The organism is Kitasatospora sp. NRRL B-11411 (assembly GCF_000721345.1).
GTDB classification, from domain to species: Bacteria; Actinomycetota; Actinomycetes; order Streptomycetales; family Streptomycetaceae; genus Kitasatospora; species Kitasatospora cineracea.
On record NZ_JOGH01000140.1, the window covers coordinates 1 to 14,522 of the forward strand.

The 14,522-nt window shown below is 75.3% G+C and carries 16 protein-coding genes and 1 pseudogene; 9 read left to right on the forward strand and 8 right to left on the reverse strand.

Annotated features, from left to right (window positions below):
- From IH44_RS0135090 to IH44_RS46940, 4 genes are all read right to left on the reverse strand, one after another.
- Positions 1-1,036, reverse strand: a 1,036-nt coding sequence (locus IH44_RS0135090; protein ID WP_198545089.1) for a serine/threonine-protein kinase, incomplete at its 3' end; no start/stop codon positions are given.
- Positions 1,037-1,451: 415 nt separating this feature from the next.
- Positions 1,452-2,330 carry an acyl-CoA thioester hydrolase/BAAT C-terminal domain-containing protein gene (locus IH44_RS0135095; RefSeq protein WP_030463877.1) on the reverse strand — a complete coding sequence of 293 codons (879 nt, stop codon included), beginning with the start codon at positions 2,328-2,330 and terminating at the stop codon, positions 1,452-1,454.
- A gap of 290 nt (positions 2,331-2,620) precedes the next feature.
- On the reverse strand, positions 2,621-3,124 hold the full coding sequence (locus IH44_RS0135100; RefSeq protein WP_232795204.1) for a hypothetical protein: 504 nt from the start codon (positions 3,122-3,124) through the stop codon (positions 2,621-2,623).
- Positions 3,125-3,446: 322 nt separating this feature from the next.
- Complete coding sequence (locus IH44_RS46940) at positions 3,447-3,881, reverse strand: hypothetical protein (RefSeq protein WP_157852571.1); 435 nt, start codon at positions 3,879-3,881, stop codon at positions 3,447-3,449.
- 184 nt (positions 3,882-4,065) lie between these two features.
- Between IH44_RS46940 and IH44_RS0135115 the strand changes: the two genes are divergently transcribed.
- The 3 genes and pseudogenes from IH44_RS0135115 to IH44_RS0135125 all read left to right on the forward strand — a co-directional run bounded on the left by IH44_RS0135115 (position 4,066) and on the right by IH44_RS0135125 (position 5,736).
- The gene (locus IH44_RS0135115) at positions 4,066-4,776 is read left to right on the forward strand and encodes a bifunctional 2-polyprenyl-6-hydroxyphenol methylase/3-demethylubiquinol 3-O-methyltransferase UbiG (RefSeq protein WP_051817979.1); all 711 of its coding nucleotides are present in this window, start codon (positions 4,066-4,068) and stop codon (positions 4,774-4,776) included.
- 71 nt (positions 4,777-4,847) lie between these two features.
- Positions 4,848-5,006, forward strand: a pseudogene (locus IH44_RS44875) (TetR/AcrR family transcriptional regulator); the annotation flags it as partial.
- Positions 5,007-5,223: 217 nt separating this feature from the next.
- Entirely contained in the window at positions 5,224-5,736 is a 513-nt protein-coding gene (locus IH44_RS0135125) for a rhodanese-like domain-containing protein (protein WP_030463882.1), read from the forward strand.
- 59 nt (positions 5,737-5,795) lie between these two features.
- On the opposite strand, the gene IH44_RS0135130 is transcribed toward IH44_RS0135125, so the two are convergent.
- Positions 5,796-6,647 (reverse strand): LysR family transcriptional regulator, encoded by an 852-nt coding sequence (locus IH44_RS0135130; protein ID WP_198545090.1) that lies wholly within the window; start codon positions 6,645-6,647, stop codon positions 5,796-5,798.
- A gap of 178 nt (positions 6,648-6,825) precedes the next feature.
- On the opposite strand from IH44_RS0135130, the gene IH44_RS0135135 reads away from it, so the two are divergent.
- The 4 genes from IH44_RS0135135 (at position 6,826) to IH44_RS0135150 (ending at position 9,865) form a co-directional block, all read left to right on the forward strand.
- On the forward strand, positions 6,826-7,182 hold the full coding sequence (locus IH44_RS0135135; RefSeq protein ID WP_030463884.1) for a DoxX family protein: 357 nt from the start codon (positions 6,826-6,828) through the stop codon (positions 7,180-7,182).
- Between the two features lie 208 nt (positions 7,183-7,390).
- Positions 7,391-8,176: an N-acetyltransferase gene (locus IH44_RS0135140; protein WP_030463885.1), complete on the forward strand. Its 786-nt coding sequence runs from the start codon at positions 7,391-7,393 to the stop codon at positions 8,174-8,176.
- Positions 8,177-8,235: 59 nt separating this feature from the next.
- Complete coding sequence (gene infA / locus IH44_RS0135145) at positions 8,236-8,460, forward strand: translation initiation factor IF-1 (protein ID WP_030463886.1); 225 nt, start codon at positions 8,236-8,238, stop codon at positions 8,458-8,460.
- A 232-nt stretch (positions 8,461-8,692) separates the two neighbouring features.
- A complete protein-coding gene (locus IH44_RS0135150; protein WP_051817980.1) occupies positions 8,693-9,865 on the forward strand; it encodes an 8-amino-7-oxononanoate synthase in 1,173 nt (390 codons plus the stop codon).
- A gap of 45 nt (positions 9,866-9,910) precedes the next feature.
- Here the strand turns inward: IH44_RS0135150 and IH44_RS0135155 are convergent, their stop codons facing one another.
- On the reverse strand, positions 9,911-11,428 hold the full coding sequence (locus tag IH44_RS0135155) for an alkaline phosphatase family protein (RefSeq protein ID WP_081967316.1): 1,518 nt from the start codon (positions 11,426-11,428) through the stop codon (positions 9,911-9,913).
- A 208-nt stretch (positions 11,429-11,636) separates the two neighbouring features.
- On the opposite strand from IH44_RS0135155, the gene IH44_RS0135160 reads away from it, so the two are divergent.
- Both IH44_RS0135160 and IH44_RS0135165 read left to right on the forward strand, forming a co-directional pair.
- Positions 11,637-12,404 (forward strand): GntR family transcriptional regulator, encoded by a 768-nt coding sequence (locus IH44_RS0135160; protein ID WP_030463889.1) that lies wholly within the window; start codon positions 11,637-11,639, stop codon positions 12,402-12,404.
- Positions 12,405-12,503: 99 nt separating this feature from the next.
- On the forward strand, positions 12,504-13,046 hold the full coding sequence (locus IH44_RS0135165) for a HEAT repeat domain-containing protein (RefSeq protein WP_030463890.1): 543 nt from the start codon (positions 12,504-12,506) through the stop codon (positions 13,044-13,046).
- A gap of 18 nt (positions 13,047-13,064) precedes the next feature.
- Here the strand turns inward: IH44_RS0135165 and IH44_RS0135170 are convergent, their stop codons facing one another.
- A complete protein-coding gene (locus IH44_RS0135170; RefSeq protein WP_232795205.1) occupies positions 13,065-13,580 on the reverse strand; it encodes an N-acetyltransferase in 516 nt (171 codons plus the stop codon).
- Between the two features lie 128 nt (positions 13,581-13,708).
- Positions 13,709-14,383 (reverse strand): hypothetical protein, encoded by a 675-nt coding sequence (locus IH44_RS0135175; protein WP_030463892.1) that lies wholly within the window; start codon positions 14,381-14,383, stop codon positions 13,709-13,711.
- Positions 14,384-14,522 lie beyond the last annotated feature (139 nt).

The following is a 14,522-nucleotide window of genomic DNA, read 5'->3' on the forward strand; positions in this document are numbered from 1 at the left end:
GTGCGGGGGTCGGGACGGTGGGGGCGGTCGGCGGGAGCGGTCGGGTGTCGGCCGGGGTGGCCGGGGTGGGCAGCGGGAAGGTCGTGGCGGTCGGCGGGGGGACCGGTGCGGGTGTCGGGACGGTGGCGGCGGTCGGGAACCGGGGCGCGTCGGCCGGGACGGTCGTCGGCCAGGGAGTCCGCGGTCCGCGGTTTCCGTTCCCGCTCTCGATCCCGTTGCCGGTGGCGAGGTCGCGGAGGCGGTCGGTGACCTCGGCGGCGGAGCGGGGGCGGGCGGCCGGGTCCTTGGCGAGCAGGTCGAGGACCAGTTGGTCGAGGGCGGGCGGGACGGGGTGGAGGGACTCGGGGCCGGGCGGGCGCGGGGGCTCGGCGAGGTGGCGCATCATCAGCGGGACCGGGTCCCCGGCGCCGAACGGCGGGCGGCCGGTGAGGAACTCGAACAGGACGCAGCCGAGGGCGTACAGGTCTCCGCGGTGGTCGCCGGAGCGGCCGTGGAAGCGCTCCGGCGGCATGTACGCCATGGTGCCCATCACCCGGCTGTGGGTGTCGGACCGGCCCTCGTGGTGCTTGGCGATGCCGAAGTCGAGGATCTTCAGCCGGCCGTTCCGGGCCAGGAACAGGTTGGCGGGCTTGAGGTCCCGGTGGACGACCTGCGCGGCGTGCGCGAAGGCGAGCGCGTCGCAGAGCTGGAGCGTCCAGTCGACCGCCTCGGCGACCGGGGGCGGTCCGTCCGCGCGGAGCCGGACGGCCAGGTCGGTGCCGGTGAGCAGCTCCATCACCAGGTAGACCGTGCCGTCGGGCTCCCGGCCCAGGTCGTGGACGGTGACGATGCCGGGGTGGCCGAGCCCGGCGGCGAGCCGGGCCTCGTTGAGGAACAGGTCGGTGCCGCGCGGGTCGTGCAGCTCGGTGTGCAGCAGCTTGACGGCGACCCGGCGCTGCAGCGCCACGTCCCACCCGTGCCAGACCTGGCCCATCCCGCCGCGCCCGATCAGCTCGTCCAGACGGTAGCGGGCGGCGAGCATGCGTACGGCGGCCAAGACTTCCTCCCCGGTCATCCCGACCGGGCCGCGCCAGGGGTGCCAGGGGCGCAGGACGGGCCGCGCGGGCCGGTCTGCCCCGGAATCTACCAGCCGGACACGGCCCCGAACCCGGCCCGGCCCAGCGTCCCTGGCACCTCTGGCGCGCCCGGCCCGGCACCCCTGGCGGGTCGGGGACGCCGGCTGCGGCCTCGGTCGCGGCCCGATGCGTCACCGGCTCCCGAACGGTGAACACGCCTGGGGCAAGACCGGCTCCCGCCCCGGCCGGGACCGCGGCTCCTTCGCCACCTGCGCCCCGCAGCCGCGAGCCGGGACACCTCGTCGGCCACCCGCAGAACCCGACCGGCGCCGGCAGCGACCTCCCGCACCCCACCGGGCCGGTCACCGCCGCGCCCGCCGACCGGCCGTCCGGGGCTCAGCCCCCGTCGGCGGGCAGCAGGCCGCCGCCGAGCACGTCGAGCAGGTGCGGCCAGGCCGCCGCACCCAGCCGGGCGGCGGCCGCCGGGGTGCCGCCGTGGTCGAAGACCGTGGACGGGGGCGGCGGCACCTCGCCGGGGAACACCACCCGGTGGCCCGCCGCCGGGTCGCCGACCAGCACGGTGCGGGCGCCGTCGGCCGCGCGGCGGCGCTCGCGCAGCCGCTCGGCGTACGGGAGCGACGGCCACATCGCGTCGGCCCCGCCCGCGACCAGCAGCAGCTCCGCCCGGGCCCGCTCCACCGGGATCCGGGCCGCGGGCACGTCCGCCGCGAACGTCCGTTCGCTCTGCTCGTACCAGCCGCGGATGGCCACCGGGACGCCCGCCGGCTCCGCGGACGTCCAGCTCTCGTCCATCGGGACGAACGGCAGCGGGCGGCCCCGCCAGGTCCAGGAGGAACGGGCCGGGCGGTCCGCGCCGTCCAGCCCCGCCCCGACGTTGCGCCACACCAGGGAGGTCGGCGCCAGCGCGACCACCGCGTCCACCCGCGGGTCGCGCACCGCCGTCAGCATCGCCGCCTCCGCGCCCTTCGACGTCCCGAGCAGGCCGACCCGCCGCAGCCCGTCCGCCCGCAACAGGTCGACCGCCGCCGTGAAGGTCTCCAACGGCACCTCGCACACCCCCGGCGGCTGCCCCGGCCCGCCGAACCAACGGATCGTCAACGCGTCGAACCCCGCCCGCGCCAACACCCGGGCCCGCGCCGCCTCCACCCGCCCGCTCGACCCCGACAGCACCACCACCCCGACCGCACTGCCCCCCACCGGCGTGCACCGCAACCCCTCCCACGGCTCCGCCCACACCCGCTCGACGATCTCCATCAGTCTCCCCTTCCCCTCCGCTCCCACCCCACCCTCACCGACCACACCCCCACCGGGCAAGGACCCGCCCGGCTGCCGGAGCGGACTCCGACCGGCCGTCGGGGGACAGGGGAGAGAGGGCTGTGGGATTGTCAGCCCGTCAGGCCGCCAGGAAGGGAAGGATGTTCGCGAGTGGGGCCGGCCAGCGGCACGAACGGCGAGCTGGAGATCGTTTCCCGAGTATGGAGTGATCGCTTCCCGAAACGGGTCGCTACGGGCCGGCACTATGCTGCCGCCGGGGTGGCAGGTGATCAGCGGCCGTCCTCCGCACCGTACTCTTCGGCTTCGTTGGCTTCGAAGAGTTCTTCCAAGTACTCCCACGGGTCGCCGCCGGCTGCTTTGATACGCCTCTCGTCCGCCCTGTTCAGGAAGCGGGAGTTCGGCGCGCCGTAGAGCCGGGGGCTTTCCAGAGGGCGCTCGCCGGACGGGCCGAGCATCCTGAGGACGAACTCGGCCATACCGAAGTCGAAGCGCGTGAAGTCACCCTCGCGATTCCGAACCACCACAGGCCAACGGTCGGGATCGGAGTCCGTGGTGTCCCAGTAGAGGACGTCGGAATCGATCGTCGCCCCCCAGCAGATCAAACCGCCGTTCCTCGGCCACACCGGGTAGGGCCAGTCACTGTGCTCCTGGTGGAGTGACCGCGCCACATCAGTGAGGCCACCGACCGTGGACTCCCGGGCGTCGGGGGCATGGTCGAGAACGGTCGCGAGTACCAGGTAGTCGTCGATTGTCCCGGCCCCGAAGACGTCCAAGAAGTCACGGTAGTCACTAGGGAAAGCCGTGTTCCAGCTCTCAGCGACCTGTTGCCAGTCCGAGGGGCGCCCCGCCGGGGTCGACGGCGGCGCCAGGACGGCGGACAGCCGCTCCACCGCAGAATGTGCCATGAGTTGTTCCGCTCCGTTCACCTGACGTCCGGTATCGGTCTGGGCTGATCATGGCAGGCGGCGGCACCGTGCGAGCTGGTCCACGAGCACAGCCGGCCAGGGCCGATTTCAGCCTTGCGGCGGTCACTTCCCGCGCCGTTGAAGATCGTTTCCTGACGCGGTTCGCTCTGTCTGCCCGAGTTGGCAAGGGTCATGCAGGCAGGGCACCGGCGGGGTGACCGTGTTCTCGGCCGCATGCGGTGAGAGCGAGTACTCCGCGGCCCTCGATCCGGGTTTCGGGTCCCAGACCGGCGGGGTCGACGGGGAGTCGAGCCGCGATGTGCGTGGCATGGCAGGCGTCGGGGATCTGGAGTTCTTCCTTCACCTGGTGGTACCGGGCGCGGAAGGCTCCGGAGTCGGAGTGGCTCACTCCGGCGAAGGCGTCGTCGGGGAATCCGTCCTGGTGGGGTAGGAGATAGCCGGACTCTGTCGGGTGTCCGGCGTGGTCGTCGTCCCCGTCTTCCTCGGCGTTGTAGGCGTCGTAGTGGTGGACCACTTCCCCGTTCTCGGTGATGCACCGGGCGGTCCGGTCGTCGCCGCAGCTCATCCCGTACCACTGGACCGAGCCGAACCGGCGGCTGGTCACCGAACGGCCGTCCGTGCTCCCCGCCGGGCTCGTCGCCGCGAGCGCGGGTCGGCGGCTGGTCCTGCACGCCATGGACAGCGTGGTTGCCTGGTCGGCCTTCGGTTCCTGAGGGGCGGGACGGAGGCGGGTGGGGCCGGTGGACGCCGTTGTCGGCGGGGAGGCGGGGTGTGGCAGGGTCGGGCGCATGGCTTTCGACCACAACGACCACTACCACCGACTGTTGCTGCGTCAACTCCCGGCCGGGTGCCGGACGGCGTTGGACGTCGGCTGCGGGACGGGGCGGTTCGCCCGGCGGCTGGCCGGGCGGGGGATCGAGGTGGACGCGGTCGATCCCTCGGCGGAGGCGGTCGAGGCGGCCCGGGCGCTGACGGGGACGGCCGGTGGGCCGGGGCCGCGGTTCCGGCAGGCGGACGTCACCCGGCTCGAACTGCCTTCGGGGCACTACGACTTCGTCTCCTGCCTGGCGAGCCTGCACCACATGCCGTTCGACACCGTCCGGACGCTGCGGGCGGCGCTGGCGCCGGGCGGGGTGCTGGTCGTCCTCGGCTGCTACCCGGAGGTGTCGCGGACGGACTGGCTGTGGAGCCTGGCCGCCGTCCCGGTCAACGCGGTCGCGCGGCTCTGCACCGCGCTCGGGGAACGGCTCCGCGGCACCCGCCCGACCGGCCCCGACGCCGTGCGGGCACCGGTCGCGCCACCGACGCTGACCTACGCGCAGACCCGGCAGGAGGCCGCCGCGCTGCTGCCCGGCTTCCGGCTGCGGCGGCTGCTGTTCTGGCGCTACCTGCTGGTCTACCGCGCCCCCGCCGACGGACCGTTGCCGGAGCCGTCGTCGCCGTCGACGGTGCGGGACGGCGGCCGAGGCACCGAGGCGCCCGGGGGCCGGACGGCCTGATGCCACGCCGACCCCCGCGCGCGCTGCGGACCGCCGGCGCGGACCGTCCCGCCGACCCCGCCTGAGCGACCGCCCCGCACCTGGACGCCGACCGGGAGGCGGCCGCGCTGCTCGCCGGGATCCAGGGCGGCGTGCTGATCCTGATGACCAGCGGCTCCGCCACCCACCTGGAAGCCGCCCTGGACACCGGCCTCGCCCGCCTGCGCGGAACGGTCGGCACCGGTGCGTGACCACTCGGCCCGCGGATGCCCGCCGGCCTGCGCGCGGCGGGCTGGCGGGATCTTGACGGTCACAGGCGCTCACGCCACTCGTGGGGCGGGTGCGCGGACCGAGAGACTGGAGCCGTCGCCGACCGGGGCCACCGGAACGGCCCACCGGAACCCCCGGCCCCCGACCCGGAAGGCCCCCGGCCCGGAACCCCCGCACCACCAGAAACGAGGCACCTCCATGTCCGCCACCGCCGCCACCGCCACCGCCGGGACGACCACCGGGACCGCCGCCACCAGCGCCGTCCTGAGCGTCCCCGCCGCCGCCCCGGCCGAGGCCGCCGCCCACTACGCCGCCCGGCTCGCCTTCGAGGCGGACGTCTCGGACGTCCACGCCGACCTGGCCTCCGGCGTGCCCGGCATCGTGGTGGTCGACACCCGCAGCAAGGCCGCCTGGGACCAGGGGCACATCCCCGGCGCCGTCCACCTCCCGACCGGGCAGATCGCCGACCTGGCCCCGGAGTCGATCGACCCGGCTCTGACCGTGGTCACGTACTGCTGGGGCCCCGGCTGCAACGGCGCCACCCGCGCGGCCCTGGCCTTCGCCCGGCTCGGCTACCGGGTCAAGGAGATGCTCGGCGGCTTCGAGTACTGGGCCCGCGAGGGCTTCGCGTACGACACCGCCGCGGGCTCCGAGCAGCGCCCCGTCGACGACCTGACCGCCCCGCGCTCCGGCATCTCCTGCGCCTGCTGACCCCCCCCCGGAACCCCCGGAACCCCCGGAACCTCCCGGGCCTCCCGGATCCCCGGCGCTCAGGAGCGGTAGGCGGCCGTCGCCGTCTCGACGAAGGAGCGGACCAGCGGGTCGGCCGCGCCCTCGTTCCAGGCCACCACCACCCGGCTCGGCGCCAGGTCCGGCACCGGCACCACCACCAGCCCGGCGGGCAGGTCGTGTCCGAGCGGGGCCAGCCCGACCGTGCCGTTCCACAGCACCGCCTGCAGGCACTCCTGCACGCCGCGCACCACCGGGCCCTCGCGCTCGGTGCCGCCGTGCCAGAACGCCTGCCAGCGCGGGTCGGTGCCGGGCGGGAAGCGGAACCAGCGGCGGCCGTCCAGCTCGGCCGCCCGCAGCCGCTCGCGGCGGGCCAGCGGGTCGTCCGCGCGCAGCACCGCGCCGACCGGGTCGGACCGCAGCGTGCGCACCGCCAGGCCGTCCTCGTCGAACGGGGCCCGGGTGAGGGCGACGTCGACCAGCCCGGCGCGCAGCCCGCAGGTCGGGTCGGTCAGGTCGGTCTCCCGGACGAGGACGTCCACGCCCGGGTGGTCGCGGCGGTGGGCGGCCGCCGACCGGAACACGCCCGGGTCGGTGCCGTCGCCCAGGATGCCGACGGTCAGGCCCGCCCGTCCGGCCGCCGCGCCCACCCGCACCCGCAGCCGGTCGGCGCGGGCGAGCAGGGCCCGCGCCTCCGCCAGCAGCACCGTGCCCGCCGGGGTGAGCGCGACCCCGGCCGGCGAGCGGACGAACAGCAGGGCGCCGAGGTCGGCCTCCAACTGCCTGACCGCCCGGCTCAGCGGCGGCTGGCTCAGGTGCAGGCGGCGGGCGGCCCGGCCGAAGTGCAGTTCCTCGGCGACCGCCACGAAGTACCGCAGGGTCCGTAGCTCCACGCTGCGACGATACCCAGCCGGTATCGGCGGGCCGGAACGGGTCTTGGACGGCGCCCCGCTCCCGGCGGTGGAGTGGACGGGACGCGGCCGCTCCCGGCCGCCCCCGCCGCCCGGCCCCGCCCGGCGGCGGCCCGCGCACCGGCCCCGCACCGCGGCGGCCCGCCCCCGAACGGGAACCATGGAACTCGCCCACTGGATCGTCGCCGGCCCGCTCGCCCTCTTCTTCCTCTACTCGGGCACGCTGAAGGCGGTCCGCAGCCCCGACCGGCTCCGCCCGATGATGGCCTGGGTCGACCGGGTCCCGCTGCCCGCCCTGCGCGCCCTCGGCGTGCTCGAACTCCTCGGCGCCGCCGGGCTGCTGCTGCCCCCGCTGACCGGTGTTGCCACCTGGCTCGCCCCGGCCGCGGCGACCGGCCTGCTGCTGCTCCAGGCCGGCGCGATCCCGGTCCACCTCACCGGCGGCGACCGCCGGATCGGCCTCAACCTGGCCCTGCTGGCCGCCGCGGCCGCCGTCCTGCTGCTGCCCGCCGGGTAGCCGGAACGGGGCGTCCGATAAATCGCTTGGACGGGCGGCGGGAGGTTGCTACTGTTCGGATCGCCGTGAACAGGAAGCGAGGAGGTGAGTTCCCCATGAGAGCTGGATCGAGGCGGGTGCTCCCCCTTTCCCCACGGTGCAACGACTGACACAGGTGTCGTCGGGAGCGCTCGCGTGACAACGCAGGCACTCCCGAAAGGCGAAAGCCATGAACACCGTGAACAGCACGAACACCGCGCACCCCGGGCACCCCGTGGAGATCACCCGGGTCGACGAGACCCAGTGGCAGGCCCTGGCCGGAGACGTGGTCGTCGGCCACGCCGACGTCTCCACCCGCCGCCACGACCTGCGCTACGTCAGCATCGACGTCTGGGACGACGCGGCCTTCGCGCCGCTCGCCGACGCGGTGCGCGCCGCCCTGCCCGCCCCGCTCCGCACCCTGCTCGCCGCGGACGACCCGGCCCCGGCCGCCCGCTGGGAGCGGGCCGGGTTCGTCCCCGAGCGGCGGGAGTGGGAGTACGTCCTGTCCACCGCCGCCGCGGTCCCCTTCCTCGCCCCGGGCGTCACGATCCTGCCCGCCGGGACGGCCGACGAGGCCCGGCTGCGGGAGCTGGACCGGGAGATCCGGGCCGAGGTCGAGGCCGGCCCCGGCTGGCACACCATGCCCGCCGAGGTTCGGCCCTGCCCTCCGGGGGACACTCTGATCGACCCGTCGCTGTACGCGGTCGCCGTCCACCAGGGCCGGTACGCCGGCCTGGTCCGGGTGGTCCGCGGCCGCGGACCCGCCCGGATCGGCCTGCTCGCGGTCCGCGCCGCCCACCAGCGGCACGGCCTCGGCCGCTCCCTGCTCGCGCACGCCCTGCACACCCTGCACGAGGCGGGCACCACCACCGCCTGGGCCGAGGTCGACCGGTCCCGCACCGCCGCCACCACCCTCTTCGAGAGCTTCGGCGCCGAACGGACCGGCCAGGTCCTACACCTGATCCACCACTGACCGGCACCACCCGCACCAACTCCGCACCACCCCCACTCCCACCAGAGAATCGAGACCCCTTGCCACGCGTCGCCAAGGGCCTGGAGCTCGAGGGCACCGTCCTCGAGTGCCTGCGGAACGCCACCTTCAAGGTGGAACTGCAGAACGGCCACCACGTGCTCGCCCACATCAGCGGAAAGATCCGCAAGAACTACATCAAGATCCTCCCCTTCGACCGCGTCCTGGTCGAACTCAGCCCGTACGACCTGACCAGGGGCCGCATCCTGTTCCGCTACCGCAACTGACCCCCCGTCAGTCCCGGTAGCCCCGCCGGTCCCCGCCGGTCCCTGCCGTCCCCTCGCGCCGGTGCCTCCGACCCCCCGTACGGGCCGGAGGCACCGGCGCGGGCGGTTTCCGAGCAGGTCCCGAGCAGGTCCCGAGCGGTTCTCCGGTCGGCGGGCCGGGGGAGTGTGGGCCGTCGCACATCGGGGCGGTACGCGTTGCCCCGGCCGCGCGCCGGGTGGAAGAGTGCCGGGCATGGTGGCAGACGGGCAGGTCAGCGGAGCGGAAGCGGCGCCGGAACGGGTGTTCGACTGGCTGGACGGGGCGGCGAGGGCCCGGGACGCCGCCGGGCTGACCAGGCGGCTGCGCAGCCGGCCCGCCGACGACCCGGTGCTCGACCTGGCCTCCAACGACTACCTCGGGCTGACCAGGCACCCGGCCGTCACGGCCGCCGCCGCCGAGGCCGCCGTGCGCTGGGGCGGCGGCGCGACCGGCTCCCGGCTGGTCACCGGCACCACCGAGGCGCACACCGCGCTGGAGCGCGAACTCGCCGAGTTCTGCGGCTACCAGGCCGCCCTGGTGTTCTCCTCCGGCTACACCGCCAACCTCGCCGTGCTCACCGCGCTGGCCGGCCCGGACACCCTGATCGTCTCCGACGCCCACAACCACGCCTCGCTGATCGACGGCTGCCGGCTCGCCAGGGGCCGGGTCGCCCGGGCCGCGCACTGCGACCCCGCCTCGGTGCGCGAAGCCCTCGCGGCCCGCACCGAACCCCGCGCCCTGGTGGTCACCGACTCGGTGTTCTCGGTCGACGGCAACGCCGCCCCGCTCGCCGACCACCTCGCCGCCGCCCGCGCGCACGGCGCCGCGCTGGTCATCGACGACGCGCACGGCCTGGGCGTGCTCGGCCCGGGCGGCGCGGGCGCCGGGGCCGCCGCGGGCATCGCCGGACAGCCCGACGTGGTCGCCACCGCGACGCTCTCCAAGTCGCTCGGCGCGCAGGGCGGCGTCGTCCTCGGCCCCGAGCGGGTGATCCGCCACCTGGTCTCCGCCGCCCGGACCTTCATCTTCGACACCGGCCTCGCCCCCGCCGCGGTCGGCGCCGCCCTCGGCGCGCTGCGCCTGCTGCGGGCCGAGCCCGGCCGGGCCGCCGACGCCCTGCGGGTGGCCCGCGAACTCGCCGACCGGCTCACCGAGTCCGGCCTGGACGCTTCCGCCCCGGACGGCGCGGTGGTCGCCGTCCGGGCCGACGACCCCGAGCACGCGGTGCGCTGGGCCGCCGCCTGCCGGGACGAGGGCCTGGCCGTCGGCTGCTTCCGGCCCCCGTCCGTCCCCGACGGCGTCCCACGCCTGCGGCTGACCGCCCGCGCCGACCTGACGGCCGACCAGGTCGCGTTCGCGGTGCAGGTGGTGCTCAAGACCCGCTGAGCGCTCCCGGGGCGGGCCGGACACGCCCGCCCCGGGGCGGCGCCGTCAGCCGAAGACGACCTGGTCGACCGTCCAGAACGCCGAGTTGGTGCCGGTGTAGCGGAACTGGAAGCGGGCCGTCGAGGCCCCCGCCGGGACGGTGACGTCCAGGTGCTCGACCGTGTTCAGGTCGGCCCGGTAGGACTTCACCAGCTGCGCGGCGCCGCCGTCGAAGGACACGTACACGTCGCCGGTCTGCGGGCCGTCGATCTTGTAGTCGGTGGCGAAGGACAGCGTGCCGTGCGTGCGGCCCGCCACCGGGTACGCCGGGCTGATCAGCGTCGAGTCGAACTGGCCGGTGCCGTGCGACTTGTCGTCCCACTCGTCGGAGTCGGCGACCGCGAACACGTTGCGGGCCCGGACGTTGGTCTCCCGGCTCTGGCCGAGCTGCGCGGCCGTCCAGAACTCGTCGGTGGCGAACGCCCAGCCGCGCCACTCGGTGACGCCGCCGGACGGCATCCGCGAGTTGTCGATCGACCAGCCGGCCGGCGGGGTGTGGGTGAAGCCCTTGACCGTCGAGCCGATGCCGGTCTCGTCGACCCGGGTCTGCAGGCTCGGCCGCAGCGCGTCGAACTCGTCCGGCACGATCTCGTCCACCGGCTTGCCGTCCAGGCCCCAGGCCGGGTCGATCGGCGCGCCCTCGTGCTTGAGCACGGTCGGCGCGATGTCCACCGGCTTGACGTCGTAGCGGTGCGCCCCGGCCGCGTAGCCCCGGCCGTTCAGGACCATCCAGGTCTGCCGCTCGTTGGCGCTGTTGCCGCCGTGGCCGCCCGCGTCGGTGTGGCCGTGGTCGGTGGTGACCACGACCAGCCAGTCCTCGGCGGCGTACGAGGGACGGGACTTCAGCGCGGTCAGCACCTGCCCGACCAGGCCGTCCGCGTCGTGGATCGCGGCCAGGTACTGGCTGGACGCGCCGCCGTAGGCGTGCCCGGCCTCGTCCACCCCGTCGAGGTGCAGGAACACCGAGTCCGGGTTGCCGTGCGCCAGGTAGTCGGCGGCGTCCGAGGCGGTCTTGGCGTCGTTCTCGCTCTCCGGGATCCGCAGGTCGGCCTTGCCGTTGAAGACGTTCGCGGTGATCGGGTTCCAGGAGCCGATCACCAGCGTCGAGGCGGCCGGGTCGGCGCTCTCCAGCCGGCTCGCGTAGTCCGGGTACAGGTCGAAGCGCGAACCGGTGAAGTTGTTGTCCACCACCTTGTGCTTGTCCGGCCACACGCCGGTGGCGATGGTCGACCAGCCCGGCCCGGAGAGGGTCGGCGCCATCGGGTTCGCGTACAGGTTGGAGGTCGCCGTGGTGCCCGAGGCCATCAGCGCCTTCAGGTTCGGCGCGTCCGCCGCCGCGATCTTGTCGTACCGGGTGCCGTCGATGCCGATGACCAGCGTCTTGGCCTGCTTGCTGCCGTTCGGCAGGCCGTTGTACGCGCCGGTGGCGGCCGCGGCGGGCGAGCCGCCCAGCGGCACCAGCGCGGCCGCGACGACGGCCGCCGCGGACAGGGAAAGGGCCATGGTGGAACGGGAGTTGCGCACGGTTTCTCCCAACGGGGAAGCGGCACGGTGCGGTTGCACCGGCAACCGAGGATGGAGCGGCCGGGCGAGCGCGAGCCCGCACCGAATCCACGGTTGTATGAACAAGCGTCAAAATTCAGTCCAGACCGGTTATCCATCCGTGATGTTTCGTGGACGGCCGGACCGGGGGGTGCCGGGCCGGCGGACGGCCGATCGCTACCCTGGGCCGGTGAACCACGGCACCCCCCGCGCCCCCCTCGCCCCCGCCCGGTCCGGCGTCCCCGAGCACGGCCGGGTGCCCAAGTACTACCTGGTCAAGGCCGAACTCGAGGAACTGATCGACGAGTTGGGCCCCGGCGGACGGCTCCCCACCGAAGCCGGCCTGGCCGAGCGGTACGGCGTCGCCCGCGCCACCGTCCGCCAGGCCCTGCGCGACCTGCTGATCGAGGGCCGCCTGCGTCGCCAGGGCCGCGGCACCGTGGTCGCCGGAGCCAAGATCGAACAGCCGCTGTCGCTGGCCAGCTACACCGAGGGCGTCACCCGCCAGGGCCTGCGCCCCGGCCGCACCCTGATCGCCCTCGACCGCCAGCCCGCCGACCCCGCCACCGCCGACCGCCTCGCCGTCCCGGCCGGCGAACCGCTCTGGCACCTCGAACGCGTGCTGCGCGCCGACGAGGAACGCGTCGGCCTGGAGTCCACCTACCTGCCGGTGGCCCGAGTCCCGCGGCTGGCAACGGAGTTCGACCCGGCCGGCTCGCTCTACGGCCACCTGCGCGACCGCGGCGTGCAGCTCGCCGGAGCCGAGGAACGGATCGAGACCGTGCTCGCCACCCCGCGCGAGGCCCTGCTGATCGGCACCCCGCCCGCCCTCCCGATGCTGCTGCTGCACCGCCGCAGCCGCGACGCCGCCGGCCGCCCGCTGGAACTCGTCCGCACCCTCTACCGCGGCGACCGGTTCAGCTTCACCCTCGACCTGACCGCCCCCACCACCGACTGACCCGGGCGCGGCTTCCGGGCAGCGGCTTCCGGGCAGCGGCTCCCGGGGCGGGTGAAATCCCTTTGCGGGGACGGCTCGTGCGGTCCGACACTGGGGGACATGCTCGGATTCGTCAGGACCGACAACGAAGCCCTCGTCACCTACCTGGGCGACCCGCAACGCACCGTCGCCGCCTACCGGGAACTGCTGCGGCGCGGGGAGGACGCGGTGGACGCCGTCCGCCACGGACTCTCCCACCCCGACGCGGCCGTCCGGGAGGGCTGCTGCCGGCTCCTGGACCACCTGGTCGACACCGCGTCCATGGGCCGCCTGGTCACCATGGCCGACGACCCCGACCCCGAGGTCCGGATCGCCGCCTTCCACGCCCTGGCCTGCGACCGCTGCAAGGGCGACACCTGCGCCCCGGGCGCGGACCAGGTCCTCGCCCCCGCCCTGCGCCACCTCGCCGACGACCCCGACCCCCGGGTGCGGGCCCGGGCCGCCGAACTCGTCGGCAAGTTCGCCCACACCCACCCCGGGGCCGTCACCGCCCTGCAGACCTGCCACGCCCAGGACCCGAGCCCCGCCGTCCGCAAGAAGGCCGGCTGGTACGCCCCCGGCGGGAGCATCCACGAACGGACCCGCCCCCGCCCGCCCCGGTGACGGCCGTCGAATCGGTCGTCAGGCCAGGCTCTTGCGCATCAGGACGCACATCGTCTCGTAGCGGCGGAGCGTGCCGTCCTCGTCCTCCACGTCCCAGGAGTCGGGCGCCCGGCCGAAGGCGCGGTAGCCGAGGCGCTCGTAGAGGGCGCGGGCCCGCGGGTTGGACTCCTCGACGCCCAGCTCGGCGCGGACCAGACCGCGGGCGGCGATCCGCCGCTCGGCGGCGCCGATCAGCAGCGTGCCGATCCCGCAGGACTGCAGGGCGGGATGGACGCCGAGCTGCCAGAGCGTGCCCGCCCCGGGCGCCACCGCGTAGTCGACGCCGCACAGCGCCACCGGAAGCCCGGCCGGCGTGCACGCCGCCAAGTAGTCGATCTCGCCCGCCGCGGCCCGCCGGACCTTCCCGGCGAGCTCACGCACGTGCTTCGGCGACCCGGCCCAACCGCAGGACGGCAGATCGGCGTCGGTGAGGCCGCGCACCGACAACCGCAGCCTGACCTCGGCCACCGCCGCGCCCCGCATGTCCTCCGACATCGTCGTCCCCTCCGTCGCGGGCATTCCCCGGCCCATTGCAGCAGGCCGCCGCCCGCCCGTCCAAGGGTTTCCGGGGCGCGCTGGCGCGGGTCGGCGCGGTTCGGTGCGGGTCGGCGCGGGACGCCGGCTCAGAGTGCCGACAACAGCAGCAGCAACGCGAACGGGGCCGCCCCCCAGGCCAGTCCGCGCAGTACGCCGCGCCGCACAGTGTCCGCGGCGGGCAGCGGGAGGGACCTCGGGGCCCGCACCCCGGACCCGCCCCCGGTCTCCGTTCCGGTCCCCGTCCCGGCCGCCGTTCCGGTCTTCGGTTGCGGGGCCAGCGGCAGCCCCATCTGCACGCCCGCCGTGGCCAGCGCGGGCGGCAGCAGGGTGAACGCCAGCCACAGCGGGTAGACGAAGCCCGGGTCCCGGTTCGAGACCGGGTCGTGGCCCGAGGCGGGGGCGATCTCCGCGACCGGCCAGGCCAGCAGCGCCACCAGCGCGCCGAACGCCAGCGCCAGCACGGCCCCCGCCCACACCGCGCCCACCGGCCGCGAACGGTACTTCGGCGTCGCCGTCCGCAGCGCGCTGCCCGCCAGCACCGCCGCCCCGTACCCGCCGAACACGGCCAGCCCGTCCCCGCGCAGCGCGTCCCGGACCCCGTCCGCCCCGTCGACCCCGTCCGCCAGCGCCCCGACGCCCCACGCCCCGGCCACCGCCGCCGCCAGGACCAGGGCCACCGAGCCGGGCGCGGCGGTCCTCGCCTTGCGGCTGCCCGCATCGCCGTTGCCCGTGCTGCCGTTCACCGCGTCGCCGTTCACCATGCCCGGCACGCTAACAGCGGCCCGGCCGCGGTGGGCAGGTGCGTCAGGCGGTCCTACGTTGTTGGTGGGTTGGACGGGCCGTCGTAAGGTCCAGAGATCCAGAGGCGCCGGGTATGGCTTTCAGGCGGTTGCACGCGAT

Coding starts and splice junctions, on each gene's coding strand:
- IH44_RS0135095 (WP_030463877.1), bottom strand. CDS start 2,330: ATGGAGATCGTCGAGCGGGTGTGGGCGGAGCCGTGGGAGGGGTTGCGG.
- IH44_RS0135115 (WP_051817979.1), top strand. CDS start 4,066: ATGGCTTTCGACCACAACGACCACTACCACCGACTGTTGCTGCGTCAA.
- IH44_RS0135125 (WP_030463882.1), top strand. CDS start 5,224: ATGTCCGCCACCGCCGCCACCGCCACCGCCGGGACGACCACCGGGACC.
- IH44_RS0135135 (WP_030463884.1), top strand. CDS start 6,826: ATGGAACTCGCCCACTGGATCGTCGCCGGCCCGCTCGCCCTCTTCTTC.
- IH44_RS0135140 (WP_030463885.1), top strand. CDS start 7,391: ATGAACACCGTGAACAGCACGAACACCGCGCACCCCGGGCACCCCGTG.
- IH44_RS0135150 (WP_051817980.1), top strand. CDS start 8,693: ATGGTGGCAGACGGGCAGGTCAGCGGAGCGGAAGCGGCGCCGGAACGG.
- IH44_RS0135165 (WP_030463890.1), top strand. CDS start 12,504: ATGCTCGGATTCGTCAGGACCGACAACGAAGCCCTCGTCACCTACCTG.
- IH44_RS0135170 (WP_232795205.1), bottom strand. CDS start 13,580: ATGTCGGAGGACATGCGGGGCGCGGCGGTGGCCGAGGTCAGGCTGCGG.
- IH44_RS0135175 (WP_030463892.1), bottom strand. CDS start 14,383: ATGGTGAACGGCGACGCGGTGAACGGCAGCACGGGCAACGGCGATGCG.